The organism is Heliobacterium mobile, assembly GCF_009720735.1.
Taxonomy (GTDB): Bacteria; Bacillota; Desulfitobacteriia; order Heliobacteriales; family Heliobacteriaceae; genus Heliobacterium; species Heliobacterium mobile.
Genome location: NZ_WNKU01000003.1, coordinates 167,512 through 186,138, shown reverse-complemented (window position 1 = coordinate 186,138; position 18,627 = coordinate 167,512). Strand labels below are relative to the sequence as shown.

Annotated in this window: 15 protein-coding genes; 11 read left to right on the top strand and 4 right to left on the bottom strand. The window is 54.3% G+C overall.

The features are described 5' to 3' along the window. Positions 1–78: 78 nt before the first annotated feature. The gene (gene motA / locus GJ688_RS04960; protein WP_155475437.1) at positions 79–864 is read left to right on the top strand and encodes a flagellar motor stator protein MotA; all 786 of its coding nucleotides are present in this window, start codon (positions 79–81) and stop codon (positions 862–864) included. Beyond that, positions 861–1,757, top strand: a complete 897-nt coding sequence (locus GJ688_RS04955; RefSeq protein WP_155475436.1) for an OmpA family protein — start codon at positions 861–863, stop codon at positions 1,755–1,757. Before motA ends, GJ688_RS04955 begins: the two co-directional genes overlap by 4 nt. Positions 1,758–1,850: 93 nt before the next feature. Here GJ688_RS04955 and GJ688_RS21270 read toward each other — a convergent pair whose 3' ends face one another. The 3 genes from GJ688_RS21270 to rd all read right to left on the bottom strand — a co-directional run bounded on the left by GJ688_RS21270 (position 1,851) and on the right by rd (position 4,393). After that, the gene (locus tag GJ688_RS21270) at positions 1,851–3,056 is read right to left on the bottom strand and encodes an EAL domain-containing protein (RefSeq protein ID WP_155475435.1); all 1,206 of its coding nucleotides are present in this window, start codon (positions 3,054–3,056) and stop codon (positions 1,851–1,853) included. Between the two features lie 78 nt (positions 3,057–3,134). Next, on the bottom strand, positions 3,135–4,094 hold the full coding sequence (locus GJ688_RS04945; RefSeq protein ID WP_235910794.1) for a YpdA family putative bacillithiol disulfide reductase: 960 nt from the start codon (positions 4,092–4,094) through the stop codon (positions 3,135–3,137). A gap of 137 nt (positions 4,095–4,231) precedes the next feature. Next, positions 4,232–4,393: a rubredoxin gene (gene rd, locus GJ688_RS04940; protein WP_155475483.1), complete on the bottom strand. Its 162-nt coding sequence runs from the start codon at positions 4,391–4,393 to the stop codon at positions 4,232–4,234. A gap of 1,509 nt (positions 4,394–5,902) precedes the next feature. Between rd and ilvD the strand changes: the two genes are divergently transcribed. From ilvD to cimA, 9 genes are all read left to right on the top strand, one after another. After that, positions 5,903–7,576 (top strand): dihydroxy-acid dehydratase, encoded by a 1,674-nt coding sequence (ilvD, locus tag GJ688_RS04935; RefSeq protein ID WP_155475433.1) that lies wholly within the window; start codon positions 5,903–5,905, stop codon positions 7,574–7,576. Positions 7,577–7,846: 270 nt separating this feature from the next. Continuing rightward, complete coding sequence (gene ilvN, locus GJ688_RS04930) at positions 7,847–8,326, top strand: acetolactate synthase small subunit (protein WP_155475432.1); 480 nt, start codon at positions 7,847–7,849, stop codon at positions 8,324–8,326. 48 nt (positions 8,327–8,374) lie between these two features. After that, on the top strand, positions 8,375–9,370 hold the full coding sequence (gene ilvC, locus GJ688_RS04925) for a ketol-acid reductoisomerase (RefSeq protein WP_155475431.1): 996 nt from the start codon (positions 8,375–8,377) through the stop codon (positions 9,368–9,370). A gap of 76 nt (positions 9,371–9,446) precedes the next feature. Beyond that, positions 9,447–11,114: a biosynthetic-type acetolactate synthase large subunit gene (gene ilvB, locus GJ688_RS04920; RefSeq protein ID WP_155475430.1), complete on the top strand. Its 1,668-nt coding sequence runs from the start codon at positions 9,447–9,449 to the stop codon at positions 11,112–11,114. A gap of 202 nt (positions 11,115–11,316) precedes the next feature. Then, positions 11,317–12,855, top strand: coding sequence for a 2-isopropylmalate synthase (locus GJ688_RS04915; protein ID WP_155475429.1), 1,539 nt, complete (start codon positions 11,317–11,319; stop codon positions 12,853–12,855). A gap of 44 nt (positions 12,856–12,899) precedes the next feature. Beyond that, entirely contained in the window at positions 12,900–14,162 is a 1,263-nt protein-coding gene (gene leuC / locus GJ688_RS04910) for a 3-isopropylmalate dehydratase large subunit (RefSeq protein ID WP_155475428.1), read from the top strand. Then, the gene (leuD, locus tag GJ688_RS04905) at positions 14,163–14,666 is read left to right on the top strand and encodes a 3-isopropylmalate dehydratase small subunit (protein ID WP_155475427.1); all 504 of its coding nucleotides are present in this window, start codon (positions 14,163–14,165) and stop codon (positions 14,664–14,666) included. It abuts the gene before it with no gap. Between the two features lie 393 nt (positions 14,667–15,059). Beyond that, complete coding sequence (gene leuB / locus GJ688_RS04900) at positions 15,060–16,133, top strand: 3-isopropylmalate dehydrogenase (protein WP_170291673.1); 1,074 nt, start codon at positions 15,060–15,062, stop codon at positions 16,131–16,133. Between the two features lie 93 nt (positions 16,134–16,226). Then, positions 16,227–17,873: a citramalate synthase gene (gene cimA, locus GJ688_RS04895; RefSeq protein ID WP_170291672.1), complete on the top strand. Its 1,647-nt coding sequence runs from the start codon at positions 16,227–16,229 to the stop codon at positions 17,871–17,873. 267 nt (positions 17,874–18,140) lie between these two features. Here cimA and GJ688_RS04890 read toward each other — a convergent pair whose 3' ends face one another. After that, positions 18,141–18,518 carry a small basic family protein gene (locus tag GJ688_RS04890; protein WP_155475425.1) on the bottom strand — a complete coding sequence of 126 codons (378 nt, stop codon included), beginning with the start codon at positions 18,516–18,518 and terminating at the stop codon, positions 18,141–18,143. Positions 18,519–18,627 lie beyond the last annotated feature (109 nt).

Here is an 18,627-nt window from a genome sequence, read left to right as displayed (position 1 = left end):
CTTTTAGCGGGTTACAAATGAGCTTCCTTGTGAAGGAAAAATATAGAATTCTGAATTGTGAAAAATGAGGTGCAAAGCATGGATACAGCCGTTATTCTCGGGCTAGTTCTCGCTGTAGTCGCGATTATCGGCGGGATGATCGCGAAAGGTGCCAGTTTAAGCGTCTTGATTAACCCGGCGGCCATCTTGATTATCTTCGTAGGAACGATGGCTTCTCTGTTAAACTCATTTCCGATGAAAGAAATTAAAAAACTACCGACCCTCTTTGGAATTATCTTTAAGGAACAAAAATTGACTGATCCGAAAGTCATTATTAATCAGATGACGGAAATGGCTCAGCAGGCACGGCGGGAAGGTCTGCTCTCGCTGGAAGCGGCCATTGAAAAACTCGACGAACCTTTCCTTAAAAACGGAATTCGCTTGATCGTAGACGGTCAGGGAGAAGAGTTTGTTCGGGAACTGCTTGAGGCGGAGATTGCTGCCATGGAAGAACGGCATCGGGTGGGTGCTTTAATCTTTACCTCTGCCGGTTCATATGCGCCTACACTAGGGGTTTTGGGTGCGGTTATCGGTCTAATCGGCGCATTGGGGAACCTAAATGACGTAGAAAAGCTCGGCCACATGATCGCGGCTGCCTTTGTGGCCACCTTATTTGGTATCTTCTCTGGTTATGTACTTTGGCACCCCTTTGCCACGAAACTAAAGCGGAAGTCCCAAGAAGAAGTGAAGTTAAAAACCATGATGCTCGAAGGGATTTTATCCATTCAAGTTGGTAGCAGCCCGATTCAAATCCGTGAAAAGATGATGATTCATCTAACTCAGACAGAACGTCAAGAACTAGACAAGGAAGGCGCTCGCGGATGAGCAAGAAAAAACAGCACCATGAGGAACATGTGGATGAGTCCTGGTTGATTCCTTATGCTGACATTTTAACGTTGCTTTTGGCGTTGTTTATCGTTATGTTTGCCGTCAGTCAGGTAGATACGAAACGATTCGAAGCCTTAAAAAAAGCGATGGAAACGGTCTTCAAAGGCGGCTCGGGCCTCATGATGAATTCCAGTCCCATGCCCACGGAGGGAGCGAGTGACCAACCGCCGGAAATGGCCGTTATGGAATCGCTCCGAGAAGCGCGGAACTTTCAAGAAATGAAAGCCCAGATGGACAAATACATCCAAGATAAGGGTCTGCAAAACCAGATCGAGACCGGTTTGGCTCAAGAAGGATTGCAGATCTCTTTTCGGGACGCAGCTCTCTTTGATTCCGGTAAGGCTAACTTGCGGCCGGAAGCACTTCCGACGCTGGATGTATTAGCGGAACTTCTGAGCGGGTTGAAAGGCAATGATGTGCGCATCGCCGGTCATACGGACAATCTGCCCATCAATACGGCGGAGTTTCCTTCCAACTGGGATCTGAGTGCCAAACGAGCCTTAAATGTGATGAAGCGCGTTCTAAACCAGGGTAAATTGGATCCGGCTAAGTTCACTGCCGTCGGTTACGGTGAGTACCATCCAAAAGACACGAACGATACCCCCGAGGGGCGGGCGAATAACCGGCGGGTCGAAGTGTTGATTATCCGCAAATACCCCGACAAAACCGCCTCTGGGGGAGCATCAGCTTCCACAGCCACGGTTCCTGCGGTAGTGACACCCAGCAAGGGGGAGAATAAAATTCCTTCTTTTGAAGGATTACCTGGAACGGGAGAGCCGAAACAGCTGCCCTCTGATCCGATTCCGGAAGGACTGAAATTTGTCAACTGACTTCAAAAAAACAGGCCGGGAAGCACTACGCTTTCCGGCCTGTCCGTTTTACCAAAGCTATGATTCGAATGATGATAATTGAATAATGAGAATTTAATCGACGCAGAGATCCAGGCATAAAAATAATTCGTCTCCAGCGGGATATATGTAGGTGCGCATCTTGCAACCGCTATGGGCGTCGGTGTAGGTACTGGACAGTTTGCCTGTTTCCTTATAGGTGGCTTTCACGATGTTGTTGAGAAAGTAAGGCCGCCAGGCCCAGTTCCGACCGCGAAACTCCTCTTCGGTGATCCACTCGCCCCGACGGCGAGTGAAGTTCGATGAGCATTGATAACCTCGCTCGTCGCAAAGATAGACGCGAGAGACAAGTCCGGGGAGTAAGTCGAGAAAACGGCTGATAAACTCGTCGGCCTTTCGCCAGCGTGGAGCCGTGCCTTCGGGCCAACGGGGTAAACACTCCAGCAAGGAGCTGCGCAGCGCATCGGAAGCGCGCTGGTCCGAATGGGTCTCCCATAGAGCGTGATCGACAAACTGCCGGATCTGGTAGCTCAGGCAGTGATGAAACACGTAAGGACTTAGAAACTCATCGTGCGGCTTCGCAAAGAAGTACCCCTGCAGGTAGCGGGCCCCTAAAGAGAGGGCGATTTGCACCTCTTCTTCCGTCTCGATGCCTTCAAAGAGCAAAAAAGCACCGATTTTCTCGGCTGTATTGGCGAACGAAGCCAGGACTTCCTTAAAGAACTCTTCGCGAGTGCATTTCTTGACCAGTTCCAGGTCGAGTTTGAGGATGTTCGGTTTAATATAGGCGATACGGTCAAAATTGATGAAACCACTGCCCACATCGTCGATCGCGATTTGACAGCCCGCTTCCCGGTAGGTCTGAGTGACCCGGGCCAGATCTTCGATATCATCGTTAAAACTATCTTCGGTGATTTCTACAGTGACTCTCGACGGATCGACGTTATGCTCCCGCAAAAACTTCAAGGTCGGAAGCTGCTCCGGGCGGTCGCGAAACGAATAGATCCAGCTTGGTTTCAGATTGAGAAAGAGGCGCGTATCTTTTGGCGCTTTCGCCAGGGCGGCAATTGCCTTCTGGCGAATGACGCGATCGATGCGAATATGGTCTTCCGTGCTTACAGACGGATCGTGGAAAAAAGGGCCCAGACTGCGAGTCCCTTCAGGCGTCAGCCAACGCCCCAGCACTTCATAGGCGAAGATCCGCTGAGTATCCATCGTAAGGATCGGTTGAAAATGAGGTATTACATCGCCGGGATTGGGGATAGGAGTCGACGTAGGCACGGTAGGAAAGCCCCCTCATGATGATGACGAGCAAGTCTGTCAGGGAACAGCAGGACATGAAGACCACGATCCGTCTGATTACACTTCGTCAAAAGATTGGATGATCCGTTTGCCATGAAAACGGCCTTTTTCGATATTCGCTTGGGTCACACGCCAGCCCTCTGAAATGGCGCCAGCCACATAGAGACCGGGAACGTTTGTCTCCATCGTCAGCGGGTTATGAGTAGGGAAGCCGTATTCATCGAGAGCGACACCGGTATCGACGAGCAATTTCGTGTTCGGCCGGTAGCCCGTCATCAAAAAGACGAAGTCCGCTTCTACCTCATATCGGTCGCCGTCTCGCCGTATCGTTACTGAGCGAGGTTGGATAGATTCCAAATGACTGTTGAAGAAAGTGGGGATGTCTTCTTTGAGAATGCGGGAGAGGATATCGGCGCCGATCCAGGGCTTCACGTTTCCATCGAGTTGATCGCACCGATGGACTAAGGTGACATCGGCACCATGGCGATAGAGGTCTAAGGCGGTCTCCGCAGCAGAATTGCCCCCGCCGACGACTACCGCTTTGCGGCCTGAATAGGGAAAGGCCTCTTTGAAGTAATGGCTCACATGGGGTAGATCTTCCCCGGGTATGTCAAGCAGGTTAGGGGTGTTGTAGCAACCGGTCGCTACGATGACTCGTTTCGAAAAATATATCCGGACTTCACCGGTAAAGACATTTTTCGCGTGTACCATAAAGCCCGTGTCTGTACGCTGAATGTCGGTAACCTGCCGATAAGTTTTAATGGGAATAGCAAAGTGCTGGGCGGCTCTCAAATAATACCGAACGGCTTCTTGACGGGTCGGTCGACAACCTTGGACGACGAAGGGTAAACCGCCAACCTCCAGCATATCGGTGGTGCTGCTTAAGATCATATATGTGGGGTAACCTACGACAGATTCGACAATGGAGCCTTTTTCCAAAACGACGAAGTCCAAACCATGGATCTTCGCTTCGATGGCACAAGCGAGGCCGCAGGGACCGCTGCCTACTATGATCATGTCATGCACCGAGCTCACCTCCGAACCATTCTTTTTCATTATCATTATAGCGGGAGTGAGAGTGAAAAAATAGCACTTTCTCTAAGATATAGAAAGAAAAAGAGGCCACACATGGGGGCCTCTTTTTCGATCTTAAGTTAATCCATAGGTTCAAACTGATCTTTACCGACACCGCAGACGGGGCAGACCCAATCATCAGGGATCGATTCAAAGGGGGTGCCAGGCTCTATGCCCGAATCAGGATCGCCCTTTTCCGGGTCATAGACATAGCCGCAGGGAACACAGACATACTTTTTCAAAACGATCAGAATCTCCTTTCTCGAAACTGTGCTCAGTCCTATTGATTTACCGCAGGGGGTGCAAATATCCATAGAAAAAATAAAAGAAGAAGGCTTGCGCCTTCTCCTTTGAAGCAACTACCCCTACAGTGTAACCGTTCCTAAGAGCATCAAGACTACCTCTTACCTTAACAACGCGACACCACTAAGTGATAGACGAAAATACTAACCTTGTCAAAGCCAATCTACGATGGAACCGAACCAGATATAACCAAACTGCCTAAGAACTGACCTAGGAAAGAACCGACCGAATTACCGATGCGGAATCGACCCAGTTACCCGAGACCTAGGAAAGAACCTAACCAGGGATAGAATCTCACCAAACAACCTGGACCTGAATCGTTCAAGGAACCAACTGAGCTAACCGACCAAGGATAGAACAGGGGCCAAGACGAATACCTACCCAGGGGGAAGACTGGATACCGGACAACAAGGGTACGAACGAGTAGGAACACCGGAACCCAACGAAGGAAAACCCTGAACTAAAGGGGAACCCAACCTAACGGGAACCGAACCGAGAGAAAAACCGAGAACTGAGTCGGAAAGAAACCGTACCCGAGAAAGAACTTGAACCTTGACCAGATAGGGACTGAACCTAAACCTAGGGGTATAACCTGGATCCTAACCCGATGGACCGAACCAAAGTTGGAACCTAAAACCGAACCGGGTATGAACCAAACTACCGAAGAACCTGAAGGACTGATCCTGATAGGCACCGGCTTGAGGAAAGAGAACCCCTAACCTAGAGAATCAACCAGAGACTGAAACCCCTTGAGCGACCTAGACCCTAACTGTGTCCGATGGGATTTACGGGGATACCACCGTTCAGGACCGATTCGGTTAACCTGAGGACCCACCGTGAGACTGGTAAACACCTGCCATGGACTGGAAAACCTGTTTCCGAAACCCTAGCGATTTGGTGAACCGGAGTCAATTTACTGTAGGGGTGTTGCTCACCTTTATACTAGCACAAGATTGTGAATTTTTCAACTGGAAACCGTGAAAAGCTTTACAAAGTTTTTACTGCCAGAGGTTATTGACACCGGGAGCAGCCATGACTATACTATTTTTTAATAACATACTACGCAAAGACGATGATGGGGTACTATGGCACTGAACGTCCCTTAGTTTCCAGAGAGCCGGGGCAGCTGAAAACCGGTACTAAAACGACAGTGTTGTCTCTCCCCGAAGTCGCTATCCGAACTGTCGGGCCTGGGGGCGCGGCGTAGTAGGTGGTGCCGGATGGAGCGCCTCAGGGCGTAAGCGTCCGTTATCAAGCTTCCGGCGATAGCATCGCTGGACAAGAGGTCGGCCATCTACTTTGATGGTACGACAATCAGGGTGGTACCGCGGGAAATACCTCTCGTCCCTGACAGGATTTTGGACCTGTCTGGGCGGGAGGTTTTTTTATATCCTTACCTCAATCATCAGAACAACGCACAGAACAAACAAAACCTAGGGGGGAGCCAATTGGATAGCAAAAACACCCGCAGCCATTCCGTGAAATGCGGTGTGGAAAAAGCGCCGCACCGTTCTCTATTTCGCGCCTCGGGCCTGACGGAAGAGGAGATGAATCGCCCGCTCATCGGGATCGTGAACGCCAAAAATGACGTCGTCCCGGGTCATATCCACTTGGATACCATCGCCGAAGCGGTCAAAGCGGGTGTGCGCTTAGCTGGCGGAACGCCTCTGGCCTTTCCGGCCATCGCCGTATGCGACGGCATCGCCATGAACCACATCGGCATGAAATACTCCCTGGCATCCCGGGAGATCATCGCCGACTCGGTGGAGATCATGGCCACGGCGCACGGTTTTGACGCGCTCGTCTTCATCCCTAACTGCGACAAAGTAGTACCGGGCATGCTCATGGCAGCGGCCCGATTGAACATTCCTTCCATCTTCATCAGCGGCGGCCCCATGCTGGCCGGCCGTTTCCAAGGGAAAAAGGTCAACCTGAACAGTGTCTTCGAGGGCGTCGGCCAGTACAACATCGGCAAGATGACCTCGGAAGAACTGGACGAACTGGAAGAAAACGCTTGCCCCACCTGCGGATCTTGCTCGGGCATGTTTACGGCGAACTCGATGAACTGCCTGACAGAAGTGCTCGGCATGGCTTTGCCGGGCAACGGAACGATTCCTGCTGTCTATTCCTCCCGGATCCGCTTGGCCAAACAGACAGGCATGAAGATCATGGAGATTTTGGAAAAAGACATCTGTCCCCTCGATCTCATGACCGAACAGACTTTTCGCAACGCCATCACCGTCGACATGGCCCTCGGCTGTTCCACCAACACCTTGCTGCACCTGCCGGCCATCGCCTACGAAGCCGGTGTGGAACTGAACCTGGACATCGTCAACGAAATCAGCAAAGGTACACCTCACCTGTGCAAGCTGGCTCCGGCTGGCGAGCACCATATTGAAGATCTCGATGAAGCCGGCGGTATCCCCGCCGTGATGAACATCCTGCTCCAGCAAGGCCTTATCGATGGTAACCTGCCCACAGTCACCGGAAAAACGGTGGCTGAAAACGTCTCCAATCGTGCCAACCTGCGGCCCGATGTCATTCGGCCCGTCGATAATGCCTACAGCCAGACCGGCGGCTTAGCTGTCCTGCGGGGGAACCTCGCTCCTGATGGTGCCGTCGTCAAAAAAGCGGCTGTCGCTCCGGAGATGTACGTCCACCAAGGCCCGGCTCGCGTGTTCAATTCCGAGGAAGAGGCTTATGCAGCCATCACCGGCGGCAAGATCCAAAAAGGTGACGTCGTCATCATCCGCTACGAAGGTCCTCGCGGCGGCCCAGGTATGCGGGAAATGCTTTCCCCCACGTCGACCATCTGCGGGATGGGCCTCGACAAAGACGTGGCTCTCATCACGGACGGTCGTTTCTCCGGTGCCACCCGGGGCGCATCGATCGGACACGTTTCGCCCGAAGCGGCTGATGGTGGTCCCATCGCCTTTGTGGAAGAAGGCGATATCATCTCCATCAACATCCCAGAAGGCAAGCTGAACGTAGAAGTAGATGAAGCGACACTGGCCGAACGCCGGAAAAACTGGCAGCCGCCAGAGCCGCGCCTGACCAAAGGATACATGAAGCGCTACGCCCAGAACGTCCTTTCCGCCTCCACCGGCGCGCGGATGCGCTAAATCTAAAGATCAAGCATTTGGTCGAGCCGGGGTGCCTACGCTGGGTAAACAGGCCGGGCATAGGCACCCAAACTCGCCAAAGAAAAACTCGTCGAAGGAAAAACTTACCGAAGACGTAACTTATCGAAGACAAAACTCATTAAAGATAAAAGTTCCAACGAAAAGTTCCAACGACGAGGATAAAAGCAGAAAAGAAGAGACAAAGTTACAGAGTACCCATCGAACCATGATTACCTTATATAGCAAGAACATAACAAGGAGGCGGAATCGATGCGGCACACCCTGTCCGTCATAGTGGAAAACAAACCGGGGATTTTGACGCGCGTGGCCGGCTTATTTGCCCGCCGGGGGTACAACATCGAGAGCCTCGTCGTGGGGGAGACGGAAAACCCGCAAGTATCCCGGATGACCATCGTCGTCGACGGTGACGAGAAGATCATCGAGCAGGTGACCAAACAACTCCACAAATTGATTGAAGTCATCAAGATCTCCGACATCACCCAAGAAGAATCGGTCCACCGGGAACTGATCCTGGTCCGCGTCGCTGCCGACGCTTCGACCCGTGGTGAGATCATGCAGATCTGCGAGATCTTCCGGGCCAGTATCGTCGATCTCAGCCGCAACTCCGTCATGATCCAAGCGACGGGAGACCAGAAAAAAATCGAAGCCATGCTGACCACCCTGCGCCCCTTCGGTATCCGCGAATTCGCCCGCACCGGGCGGATCTCCATGGTCCGGGGAAGCAAGTAAGCAGCTAGCAAATATATGTTTAAACGTTTGAATGGAGGAACCCCAACAATGAAAATGTATTATGATGCCGACGCCGATCTCTCGTTATTAGATGGAAAAACAATTGCTGTCATCGGTTACGGCAGCCAAGGCCATGCCCAAGCCCAAAACCTGAAAGATTCCGGAGTCAACGTCATCATCGGCCTTCGCCCCGGCTCTGCCCGTTGGGACGAAGCGAAAGCATACGGTTTTGAAGTCTATCCTGTCTCCGAAGCTGCTGCCAAAGCGGACATCATCCAGATCCTCATCCCTGACGAACGGCAAGGCGAAGTCTACCGCAAAGAAATCGCCCCGCACCTGACCGAAGGCAAAGCCCTCTGCTTCTCCCACGGCTTCAACATCCACTTCGGCCAAATCCAGCCGCCGAAAAACGTAGACGTCTTCATGGTCGCCCCGAAAAGCCCCGGCCATATGGTCCGCCGCATGTACACCATGGGCGCTGGCGTTCCCACACTGATCGCTGTCCACCAAGATGCGACCGGCCGCGCCAAAGACTACGCTCTCGCTTATGCCAAAGGCACCGGCGGCACCCGCGCTGGCGTCATCGAAACGAACTTCCGTGAAGAGACTGAAACAGACCTCTTTGGCGAACAGGCTGTTCTCTGCGGCGGTGCTTCCGCCCTCGTCAAAGCCGGTTTTGAAACCCTCGTCGAAGCCGGTTATGCTCCCGAAATGGCGTACTTCGAGTGCCTCCATGAACTGAAACTGATCGTCGACCTCATGTACGAAGGCGGCATCGCCCGGATGCGCTACTCCATCTCCGACACGGCGCAGTGGGGCGACATGATCATCGGACCTCGCATCGTCACCGACGAAACCAAAAAAGAAATGAAAAAAGTCCTCACCGAAATCCAAAACGGCACCTTCGCCAAAGAATGGCTCTTGGAAAACCAAGTCAACCGGCCGAAGTTCAACGCCCTGGCTCAAGCCGACGAAACCCATGAGATCGAAATCGTCGGTAAAAAGCTCCGGGCCATGATGCCCTGGTTGAAAGATAAGAAATAATCTGGCCTGAACTACGGCAAGAAGGCCCCGAAAAGGGGCTTTTCTTGTCCGGCGATACAGAAGGGAGTGGAACGATTTGAACGGAGCCCAGGCGCTGCTGAAATGTTTAGAGGCCAATGGGGTCGAGATGATTTTCGGCTACCCCGGCGGTTCAGTGCTGCCGATATATGATGCCCTACTGGACTCGCCGATCCGGCACATCCTTGTACGCTGTGAACAAGGGGCGGCCCACGCGGCCAACGGCTACGCCCGGGCTGCGGGCAAACCGGGCGTTTGCCTGGCTACCTCAGGACCGGGAGCGACCAACCTCGTGACCGGAATCGCGAACGCGTACATGGATTCCATTCCGATGATCGCCATCACCGGGCAGGTTCCTACTTCCATGGTCGGCACCGATGCGTTCCAGGAAGTCGATATCACTGGCATCACCTTACCGATTACCAAGCACAATTATCTGGTCAAGGATCCCGCCGAAATTCCCCGGGTAGTGCAGGAAGCTTTTCACATCGCCTCGACAGGTCGGCCTGGTCCCGTCCTGATCGATATCCCCAAAGATGTGCTCCAGGCGCAATGCCTCTGCCCCGATGCCGATGAAAAACCTGTCGTCGACATCAAGGGATACCGGCCGAACGTCAAAGGCCATCCGTCCCAGATTAAAAACGCCGTCAAGCTGATCGAGGCGGCCAAACGGCCCGTTCTGATGATCGGCGGCGGCATCATCCATGCCCAGGCGTCGGCAGAGCTTTTCGAACTGGCCACGCGGGCGAACATCCCTGTGGCGACGACCCTCATGGGGATCGGCGCCTTTGCGGAGACGCACCGCCTGTCCTTAGGGCTCATGGGCATGCATGGCACCCCGTACGCCAATCTGGCTATCTCCAAGGCAGACCTGCTCATCGGCATCGGCGTCCGTTTTGGCGACCGAGCCACGGGAGACGTTGCCAAGTTTGCCCGAGATGCCAAGATCGTTCATGTCGATATCGACCCCGCTGAAATCGGGAAAAACGCCGATATCGATGTGCCTATCGTCGGCGACGCCCGCATCGTCCTGAAGGAGTTTCTGAAGCTGACCCCGCCGATGGAGCAAACCGAATGGATGGACCAGATCGCCGCTTGGAAGCAGAACCGTCCCCTCAAATACAGGGCGGATCAACTGACGGCCCAACAGGTGATCGAAACCGTCGGCAATCTCACCCGCGATAAAGCCTGGGTGGCGACCGATGTGGGCCAACACCAGATCTGGACGGCGCTCTTCTACAAGTTTAACCGTCCGGGAAGCTTCATCACCTCGGCCGGTTTAGGCACCATGGGGTACGGACTCCCGGCCGCCAACGGTGTACAGATGGCCCGGCCTGATGACATGGTCATCCTCTTTACCGGTGACGGTTCCTTCCAGATGCAGATGCAGGAGCTGGGGACGGCCCGGCAGGAAAACCTCCCCTTGAAGATCATCCTCTTTAATAACCACGCCTTAGGCATGGTCCGGCAACTGCAACACTTCTACTGTGGCAAGCGTTACTCCGGCGTCAAGATGACCTTCAACCCGCAGTTTTCATCGCTCGCCGAGGCCTACGGCGTTCAATACTACCATATCTCCCGCCAAGATGCCGTCGAATCGACCTTGAAGGAAGCCTTCGACCATTCGGGCATGGTGATGGTGGAGGTGGCCGTTGACGAGCAGGAAATGGTCTACCCCACTGTTTTAGGGGGAAAAGGCCTCGACGAATTGATCGTCTGTGACTGACGGACTCATCGGAGACGTAGGATAGACGGTCGCGAACGAGGAAGCTTCCGTTCCAGTGAAAATCCTTTGAAAATTGCTTAATTCGAAATCTTGCAAAAGCATACTCTGCCGCAAAAACTACTGTTTTCAAAGCGTTGCTTTCACCCAACGCCTATGGAACGAAAAAAATCTACCGGATTGAACGAAAGAAGGGGGATTCGAGATGTCCAAGCGAGTCGTTATTTTTGACACCACGCTTCGCGATGGCGAGCAATCACCGGGGGTGAGTCTGAACCTTCAGGAAAAGCTAGAGATCGCCCATCAGCTGGCCCGACTCGGCGTGGACGTCATCGAAGCCGGTTTCCCGATTGCCTCACCGGGCGATTTCGAAGCTGTCAGCGCCGTCGCTGCCCAAGTCAAAGGACCGGTTATCGCCGGGCTCGCCCGGGCGAACCGAAAAGATATTGAACGGGCCGCCGAAGCCTTACGGGCGGCGGAACAAGCCCGGATTCACACCTTTATCGCCACGTCGCCTATCCACATGCGCCACAAACTGCGCATGGAACCGGACCAAGTGCTGGAAGCGGCTGTCGAGGCTGTCAAATTGGCCAAGACTTTTACCGCCGACGTCGAATTCTCGGCGGAAGACGCTTTCCGCAGCGATGTAGAATTCCTCTGCCGTATTTTCAAAGCGGTCATCGATGCCGGTGCGACCACCATCAACATCCCCGACACGGTAGGCTACGCGACACCGCAAGAATACGGCGCCTTTATCCAATCGGTCATCAACGGCACGCCCAACATGGAGCGGGCTACCGTTTCGGTCCACTGTCACAATGACCTGGGCCTCGCCGTGGCCAACTCCCTGTCGGCCCTGGAAAACGGCGCCCGCCAGATCGAATGCACCATCAACGGTATCGGCGAGCGGGCCGGCAACTGTTCTTTGGAAGAAATCGTGATGGCCCTCTATACACGCAAGTCCGTCTACGATCTGGACACGTCGATCAACCCCACCGAGATCTATCGCACCTCCCGTCTGGTCTCGAACTTGACGGGGATGCTGGTCCAGCCGAACAAAGCCATCGTCGGTAAAAACGCCTTTGCTCATGAATCCGGCATCCACCAGGATGGCGTCTTAAAAGAGCGGACCACCTACGAGATCATGAATCCCCAAATGCTCGGCATCTTTACGAACAACATCGTCTTGGGGAAACACTCGGGTCGCCACGCCTTCCGGGAACGCCTCAAGGAACTGGGCTTTGAGCTGGACGACGAAAATTTAGCGAAAGCCTTTGCCCGCTTTAAGAACCTGGCTGACCGCAAAAGCGAGATCACCGATGAAGATCTGGTCGTACTGGTGGAAGATGAACTGCGGGCTGTACCCGAGGCGTATCGCTTGGATTACCTGCACATCACCAGCGGCACCGTCCTCGTACCGACAGCGACAGTCCGTCTGAAACGCGAAGAAGAGACTTTCGAAGAAGCTTCCTGCGGCGACGGTCCCGTCGATGCCGCCTACAAAGCGATCGACAAGATCACCGGCGTCGGTGCCCGTCTGAAAGCTTATGTCATCAGCGCCACCACCTCAGGCGAAGATTCTCAGGGCGAAGTGAGCGTCAAGCTGGAGCGGGAAGGCCGGTTCTACACAGGCCGCGGCGTCGATACAGACATCATCGTCGCATCGGCGAAGGCCTACCTGAACGCCGTCAACAAAATCGTCTATGACAGAACACCCGTACCGAAACCGGAGCGGGCTGTGTAGAAAAATACATACTTTTGCAGACAGAAGGAGGGACTGGAACGACCATGGGTATGACCATCACCGAAAAAATCCTGGCCGCCCACGCCGGCAAAGCCACCGTGGAGCCAGGCGAACTGATCCGTGCGAAACTGGACCTGGTCTTGGCTAACGATGTTACAGCTCCTGTCTCCATCAAGGAACTGGAAAAGATCAACCTCGAACAGGTTTTTGACAAAGATAAAGTCGTTCTGGTCCAAGACCACTTCGTTCCGGCCAAGGACATCAAGTCAGCCGAACAATCGAAAGTCGTCCGCGACTTCGCCCGCAAGTTCGATATCACCAACCATTTTGATGTCGGAGAAATGGGCATCGAGCACTGCCTGCTCCCGGAAAAAGGCCTCGTCACCCCCGGTGACGTCGTCATCGGCGCTGACTCTCACACCTGCACCTACGGTGCCCTCGGTGCCTTTGCTACCGGTGTCGGTTCCACCGACTTAGCCGCCGGCATCGCCTTAGGGGAAGCCTGGTTCAAAGTGCCCGAATCGATCAAATTCGAATATGACGGCAAACTGCCAGAAGATGTGACCGGTAAGGACCTGATCCTGCACACCATCGGTGACATCGGCGTCGACGGCGCACTGTACCAATCGATGGAGTTCACCGGTTCAGCGATCGACGAACTGTCCATGGATGGCCGCATGACCATGGCCAACATGGCCATCGAAGCGGGCGGGAAAAACGGCATCATCGCTGCCGACCAAAAGACCATCGCCTATGTAGAAGAACGGACAAACAAACCCTACAAAGTCTACCAGTCTGACGAAGACGCCAAGTATAACCGCGTCATCAAATACGACGTCGAAAAACTCGAGCCTGTCGTCGCTTTCCCGCACCTGCCCGAAAACACCCGGCCCGTCAGCGAAGCAGGCCATGTCGAGCTTGACCAAGTCGTCATCGGCTCCTGCACGAACGGCCGCATCGAAGACCTCCGTGTCGCTGCCAAGATCATGCAAGGCAAGAAAGTGCACAAAAACGTGCGCTGCATCATCTTCCCGGGCACCCAGGCCATCGTCAAGCAGGCCATGAAAGAAGGCCTCATCGAGATCTTCATCGACGCCCGCTGCGCCGTTTCCACGCCCACCTGCGGCCCCTGCTTAGGCGGCCACATGGGCATCCTGGCCAAAGGCGAACGCTCCCTCGCCACCACCAACCGTAACTTCGTCGGCCGCATGGGCCACCCCGAGAGCGAAGTTTACCTCTGCGGCCCTAACGTCGCTGCCGCATCGGCCATTGCCGGCCGCATCGTACATCCCCGGGAGGTGGAATAAATGGAGTTCACAGGCCGCGTTTGGAAATTCGGGAAAGACATCGATACAGATGCCATCATCCCTGCTCGCTACATGAACACGAGCGTGCCGGAAGAACTGGCCAAGCACTGCATGGAAGATGCTGACCCCACCTTCCCGCAGAAAGTGCAAAATGGCGACATCATCGTCGCGGACAAAAACTTCGGCTGCGGTTCCTCCCGGGAACATGCGCCCATCTGCATCCGCGCCGCCGGCGTCTCCTGCGTCATCGCCAAATCCTTCGCCCGCATCTTCTTCCGCAACGCCATCAACATCGGGCTGCCCATCTTCGAGTGCCCTGAAGCGGTCGATGGCATCCGGGAAGGCGATGTGATCCAAGTGAACGCCGACAGCGGTGTCATCTTCAACATGACCACCGGTCAAACCTACACCGCCAAAGCCCTCGACGCCTCCATGCAAGAGATCATCCGCAACGGCGGTCTCATGGAGTATGTGAAGACGAGGTTGAGCGAGGCCAAGGCCTAATTGGTACTCTGTACTCTAGCTCTTATCTAGTACTTAGTAGTGCAATGTGGTAAATCGGGGGTGTAATGACTCCGCTCGCTAAGGGCTTCACGGCTGTTCGCTCGGTTGCTCCGCCGGTGCGCCAAACCCCAAGGCTTTTCTGCATGTAAACCATGGCGCACTTTCCGGCTTCGCAACTTTCGCTCACGACGCCGTTACGCCCCAATCGCTCACTCCGTCATTACACCCCAGATTTCTTACGTAAGTGCAAAGAAACCAGAAAGAGCGACCCTACTGACTTCTATGACCAAGCATAATCACTGATGGTTGCTTGGGGTCATTGGACGGTGTGCATTTCGGAGATCATAGCGAGCCGGCCAATGACCCTAACGACATCCTAAGGAGAGATAAACCGTGGCTTACCGTATCGCAGTCCTTCCTGGTGACGGTATCGGTACCGAAGTCGTCCCGCAGGCGATTCGCGTCCTCGACAAGATCGCCGAAAAATACGGCCACCAGTTTGAGTATAATCAAGGCCTCATCGGCGGCGCCGCCATCGATGCGACCGGCCATCCCCTGCCTGAAGAAACGCTGGGACTCTGTTACAACAGCGATGCCGTCCTCCTCGGCGCTATCGGCGGCCCCAAATGGGATAACTTGCCGACTCACCTCCGACCGGAAGTAGGCGCACTCCTTCCCCTGCGCAAAGAGCTCGGCCTCTACGCCAACATCCGTCCTTGCCGGATGTACAGCGCCCTCGCCGATGCCTCAACCTTGAAAAAGGAAGTCCTCGAAGGCACCGACATGGTCGTCATCCGGGAACTGACCGGAGGTATGTACTTCGGTCCCAAAGGCCGCGAAACCGTCGATGGTGTGGAAAGAGCTTGGGATACCATGCTGTACTCGACACCAGAGATCGAACGCATCGTCCGCCTGGCTTTTGAAGCGGCTCGCAAGCGCACCCGCAAGGAAGTCTGCTCCGTCGACAAAGCCAACGTCCTCGAAGCGTCCCGGCTCTGGCGGGAGACGGCCATCCGTGTCGCCGCTGACTATCCCGATGTGACCTTGACACATATGTATGTTGACAACGCTGCCATGCAGCTCGTCCGCAACCCCCGGCAGTTTGACGTCGTCGTCACCGAAAACACCTTCGGCGACATCCTCACCGACCAGGCTTCCATGCTCTCGGCTTCCCTGGGGATGCTCCCGTCGGCCTCCATCGGCGGCAACGTCGCTCTCTACGAACCGGCTCACGGTTCCGCGCCGGACATCGCCGGACAGAAAAAGGCCAACCCCTTGGCCACCATCCTGTCGACGGCGATGATGCTCGAATACTCCTTCAACCTGGTGACTGAAGCTCGGGCCATCGAAGATGCCGTCGAAAAAGTTTTATCGAAAGGTTTCCGTACGGGCGACATCATGGAAGCAGGAAAAACCCTCGTCAACACCGAAGAAATGACTGATCGCGTATTAGAAGAGCTGGCTTAAGCCGGCTCTTCACGCATATCAATGCTGGAATATTGTGCTCACAAGCGCAAAGATGCCGGCTGAAACACGTCGTTGTACCTGTAAGAGTTACCGATGGAGAAAGAGGTGCCCCGATTGGACCGTGTTTTTATCTATGATACGACGCTCCGCGACGGAACCCAAGGGGAGGGCATCTCCCTCAGTGTGGAAGACAAACTCAAAATCGCAGCACGACTGGACCAACTTGGTGTAGCCTACATTGAGGGCGGATGGCCCGGATCGAACCCCAAAGATATGGAGTTTTTCCAGCGGGCGAAGAGCATGCCCTGGAAGCATGCCAAAATTGCCGCCTTCGGCGCCACCTGCCGTCCCGGCTTGAAAGCCAGCGAAGACGCCAACCTGCAAGCGTTGGTACAATCGGGTGCCCCAGTCGTCACGATTTTCGGCAAGACCTGGGATTTCCATGTCACCGCCGCCCTGCGGACGACCTTGGAAGAGAACCTGCGCATCATCCGAGACTCCATTGCCTTTCTCAAAGAGCAAGGCTTAGAGGTCATGTTTGATGCGGAACACTTCTATGACGGGTACAAAGCGAATCCCCAATACGCCAAAGAAGCGGTACTGGCCGCAGAACAGGCCGGTGCCGATTGGATCGTCCTCTGCGACACCAACGGCGGCACGTTACCTCAGGATATGCTCGCCATCACCCAGGAAATGGTCTTCACCCTTCGTGCCCCTGTTGGCGTCCATGTCCATAATGACGGCGACCTCGCCGTCGCCAACTCCCTGATGGGGATCATGGCCGGCGCCCGGCAGATCCAAGGGACGATCAACGGCTATGGGGAACGCTGCGGCAATGCCAACCTCTGCTCCATCATCCCCAACCTGCAACTGAAAATGAACATGGAATGCCTGCCCGCGCAAAATGTGGCCTTGCTGACAGAAACGGCTCACTATGTGGCTGAAATCGCCAACGTGACCCTGCGCAACGACATGGCCTTTGTCGGACACTCCGCCTTTGCCCATAAGGGCGGCATGCATGTATCAGCCCTCTTAAAAGACCCCGGCACCTATGAACATATTGAGCCCGAACAAGTCGGAAACCAGCGCCGTGTGCTCGTCTCCGAACTGTCCGGTATGAGCAATATCGTCTACAAGGCGAAAGAACTCGGCCTCGATGTAAACCGGGAAAATGCCGACACGAAACAGATCATTGAAAATATCAAAAACCTGGAACATCAGGGCTTCCAGTTTGAAGGTGCCGAAGCTTCTTTCGAAGTCCTTCTCCGCCGCGCCTTCGGTGAAGATCCCGTTCCTTTTGTTCTCGATTCGATCCGCCTGATCATCGAAAAGCGTTCTGACGCTGAATTCACGTCGGAAGCCATGATCAAGCTGCGTGTCGGCGACCAGGTCGTGCACACCGCGGCCGAAGGCAACGGTCCCGTCAACGCCGTCGATAACGCCCTGCGCAAAGCCTTGATCAGTCATTATCCCTTCTTGGGCGACTGCCACCTCACTGACTACAAGGTGCGGGTGCTCGACGAGAAAGATGCTACCGGCGCCAAAGTCCGCGTTCTCATCGAAACAAGGAACCACCAGGATAGTTGGAGCACTGTCGGCGTCTCGGCGAACATCATCGAAGCGTCCTGGCAAGCATTGATGGATTCCTTCCAGTACGGCTTGCTCAAGCACGGTCAAGTAGAGACGGACCCAGTGGAAGCGACCGAAGTGGCCTCTGAGGCAGCCGCAACGACTGCCTAACAACGTATTGGCTGCCTAACAGCCGTACCCATACCTTACTTGCACTGAAGGCATAGTCCCGACGAAACATGACTGTCCGATCAGTCTGTCGAGTCCCTCTGTCAAATCCCTGGCAAATCCGAAAGTCCACAGAATCTTGAGACCGCAAAAGAGAAACAGTGAAAAAGCCTGCCCAAAATCTGGGCAGGCCTTTGCTTTTCCACAAAACTAAAGATAAAATAGAGGTTATGACGAGAACAAATCCCCAACGGTGGGTGTACTCGTTCCCTAGGCTTTTTCAAGATTGTTCGGCGGCGTTTTCACGCGGGGCCGGACAATCCGGTCGATGATATAACGGCGGATGACGGCGAGATTCTGGAAAATCCGGACACCGAAGGCGAAGACGGCAGCGAGGAACAGGTCGACACCGAGCCGATCGCCGATATAGGCGAGTAGCGCTGCCAAAACGGCATTGGTGAAGAAGCCCGTCAACAGGATCAGGGCGTCAAATTTGTCCTCCAAAAAGCTCCGCAAAGAGCCGAAGACAGAGTCTAACGCCGCCAGGACCGCAATCGACATGTACTTGGCATACTCAATAGGAATCGTAACGGATAATACGGAACCAATAAAAACCCCCAGGGCGAGCCCGACGAGAGGTAACCACATCTGTTCCTGGCACCACCTTAAATGAAAATCTTGTCAAAAAATGAAATACGATTCTGCCTCCATTATAGTCGCAAACCGGATTTTGCCACAAGGGATTTTGCCCTCGAAT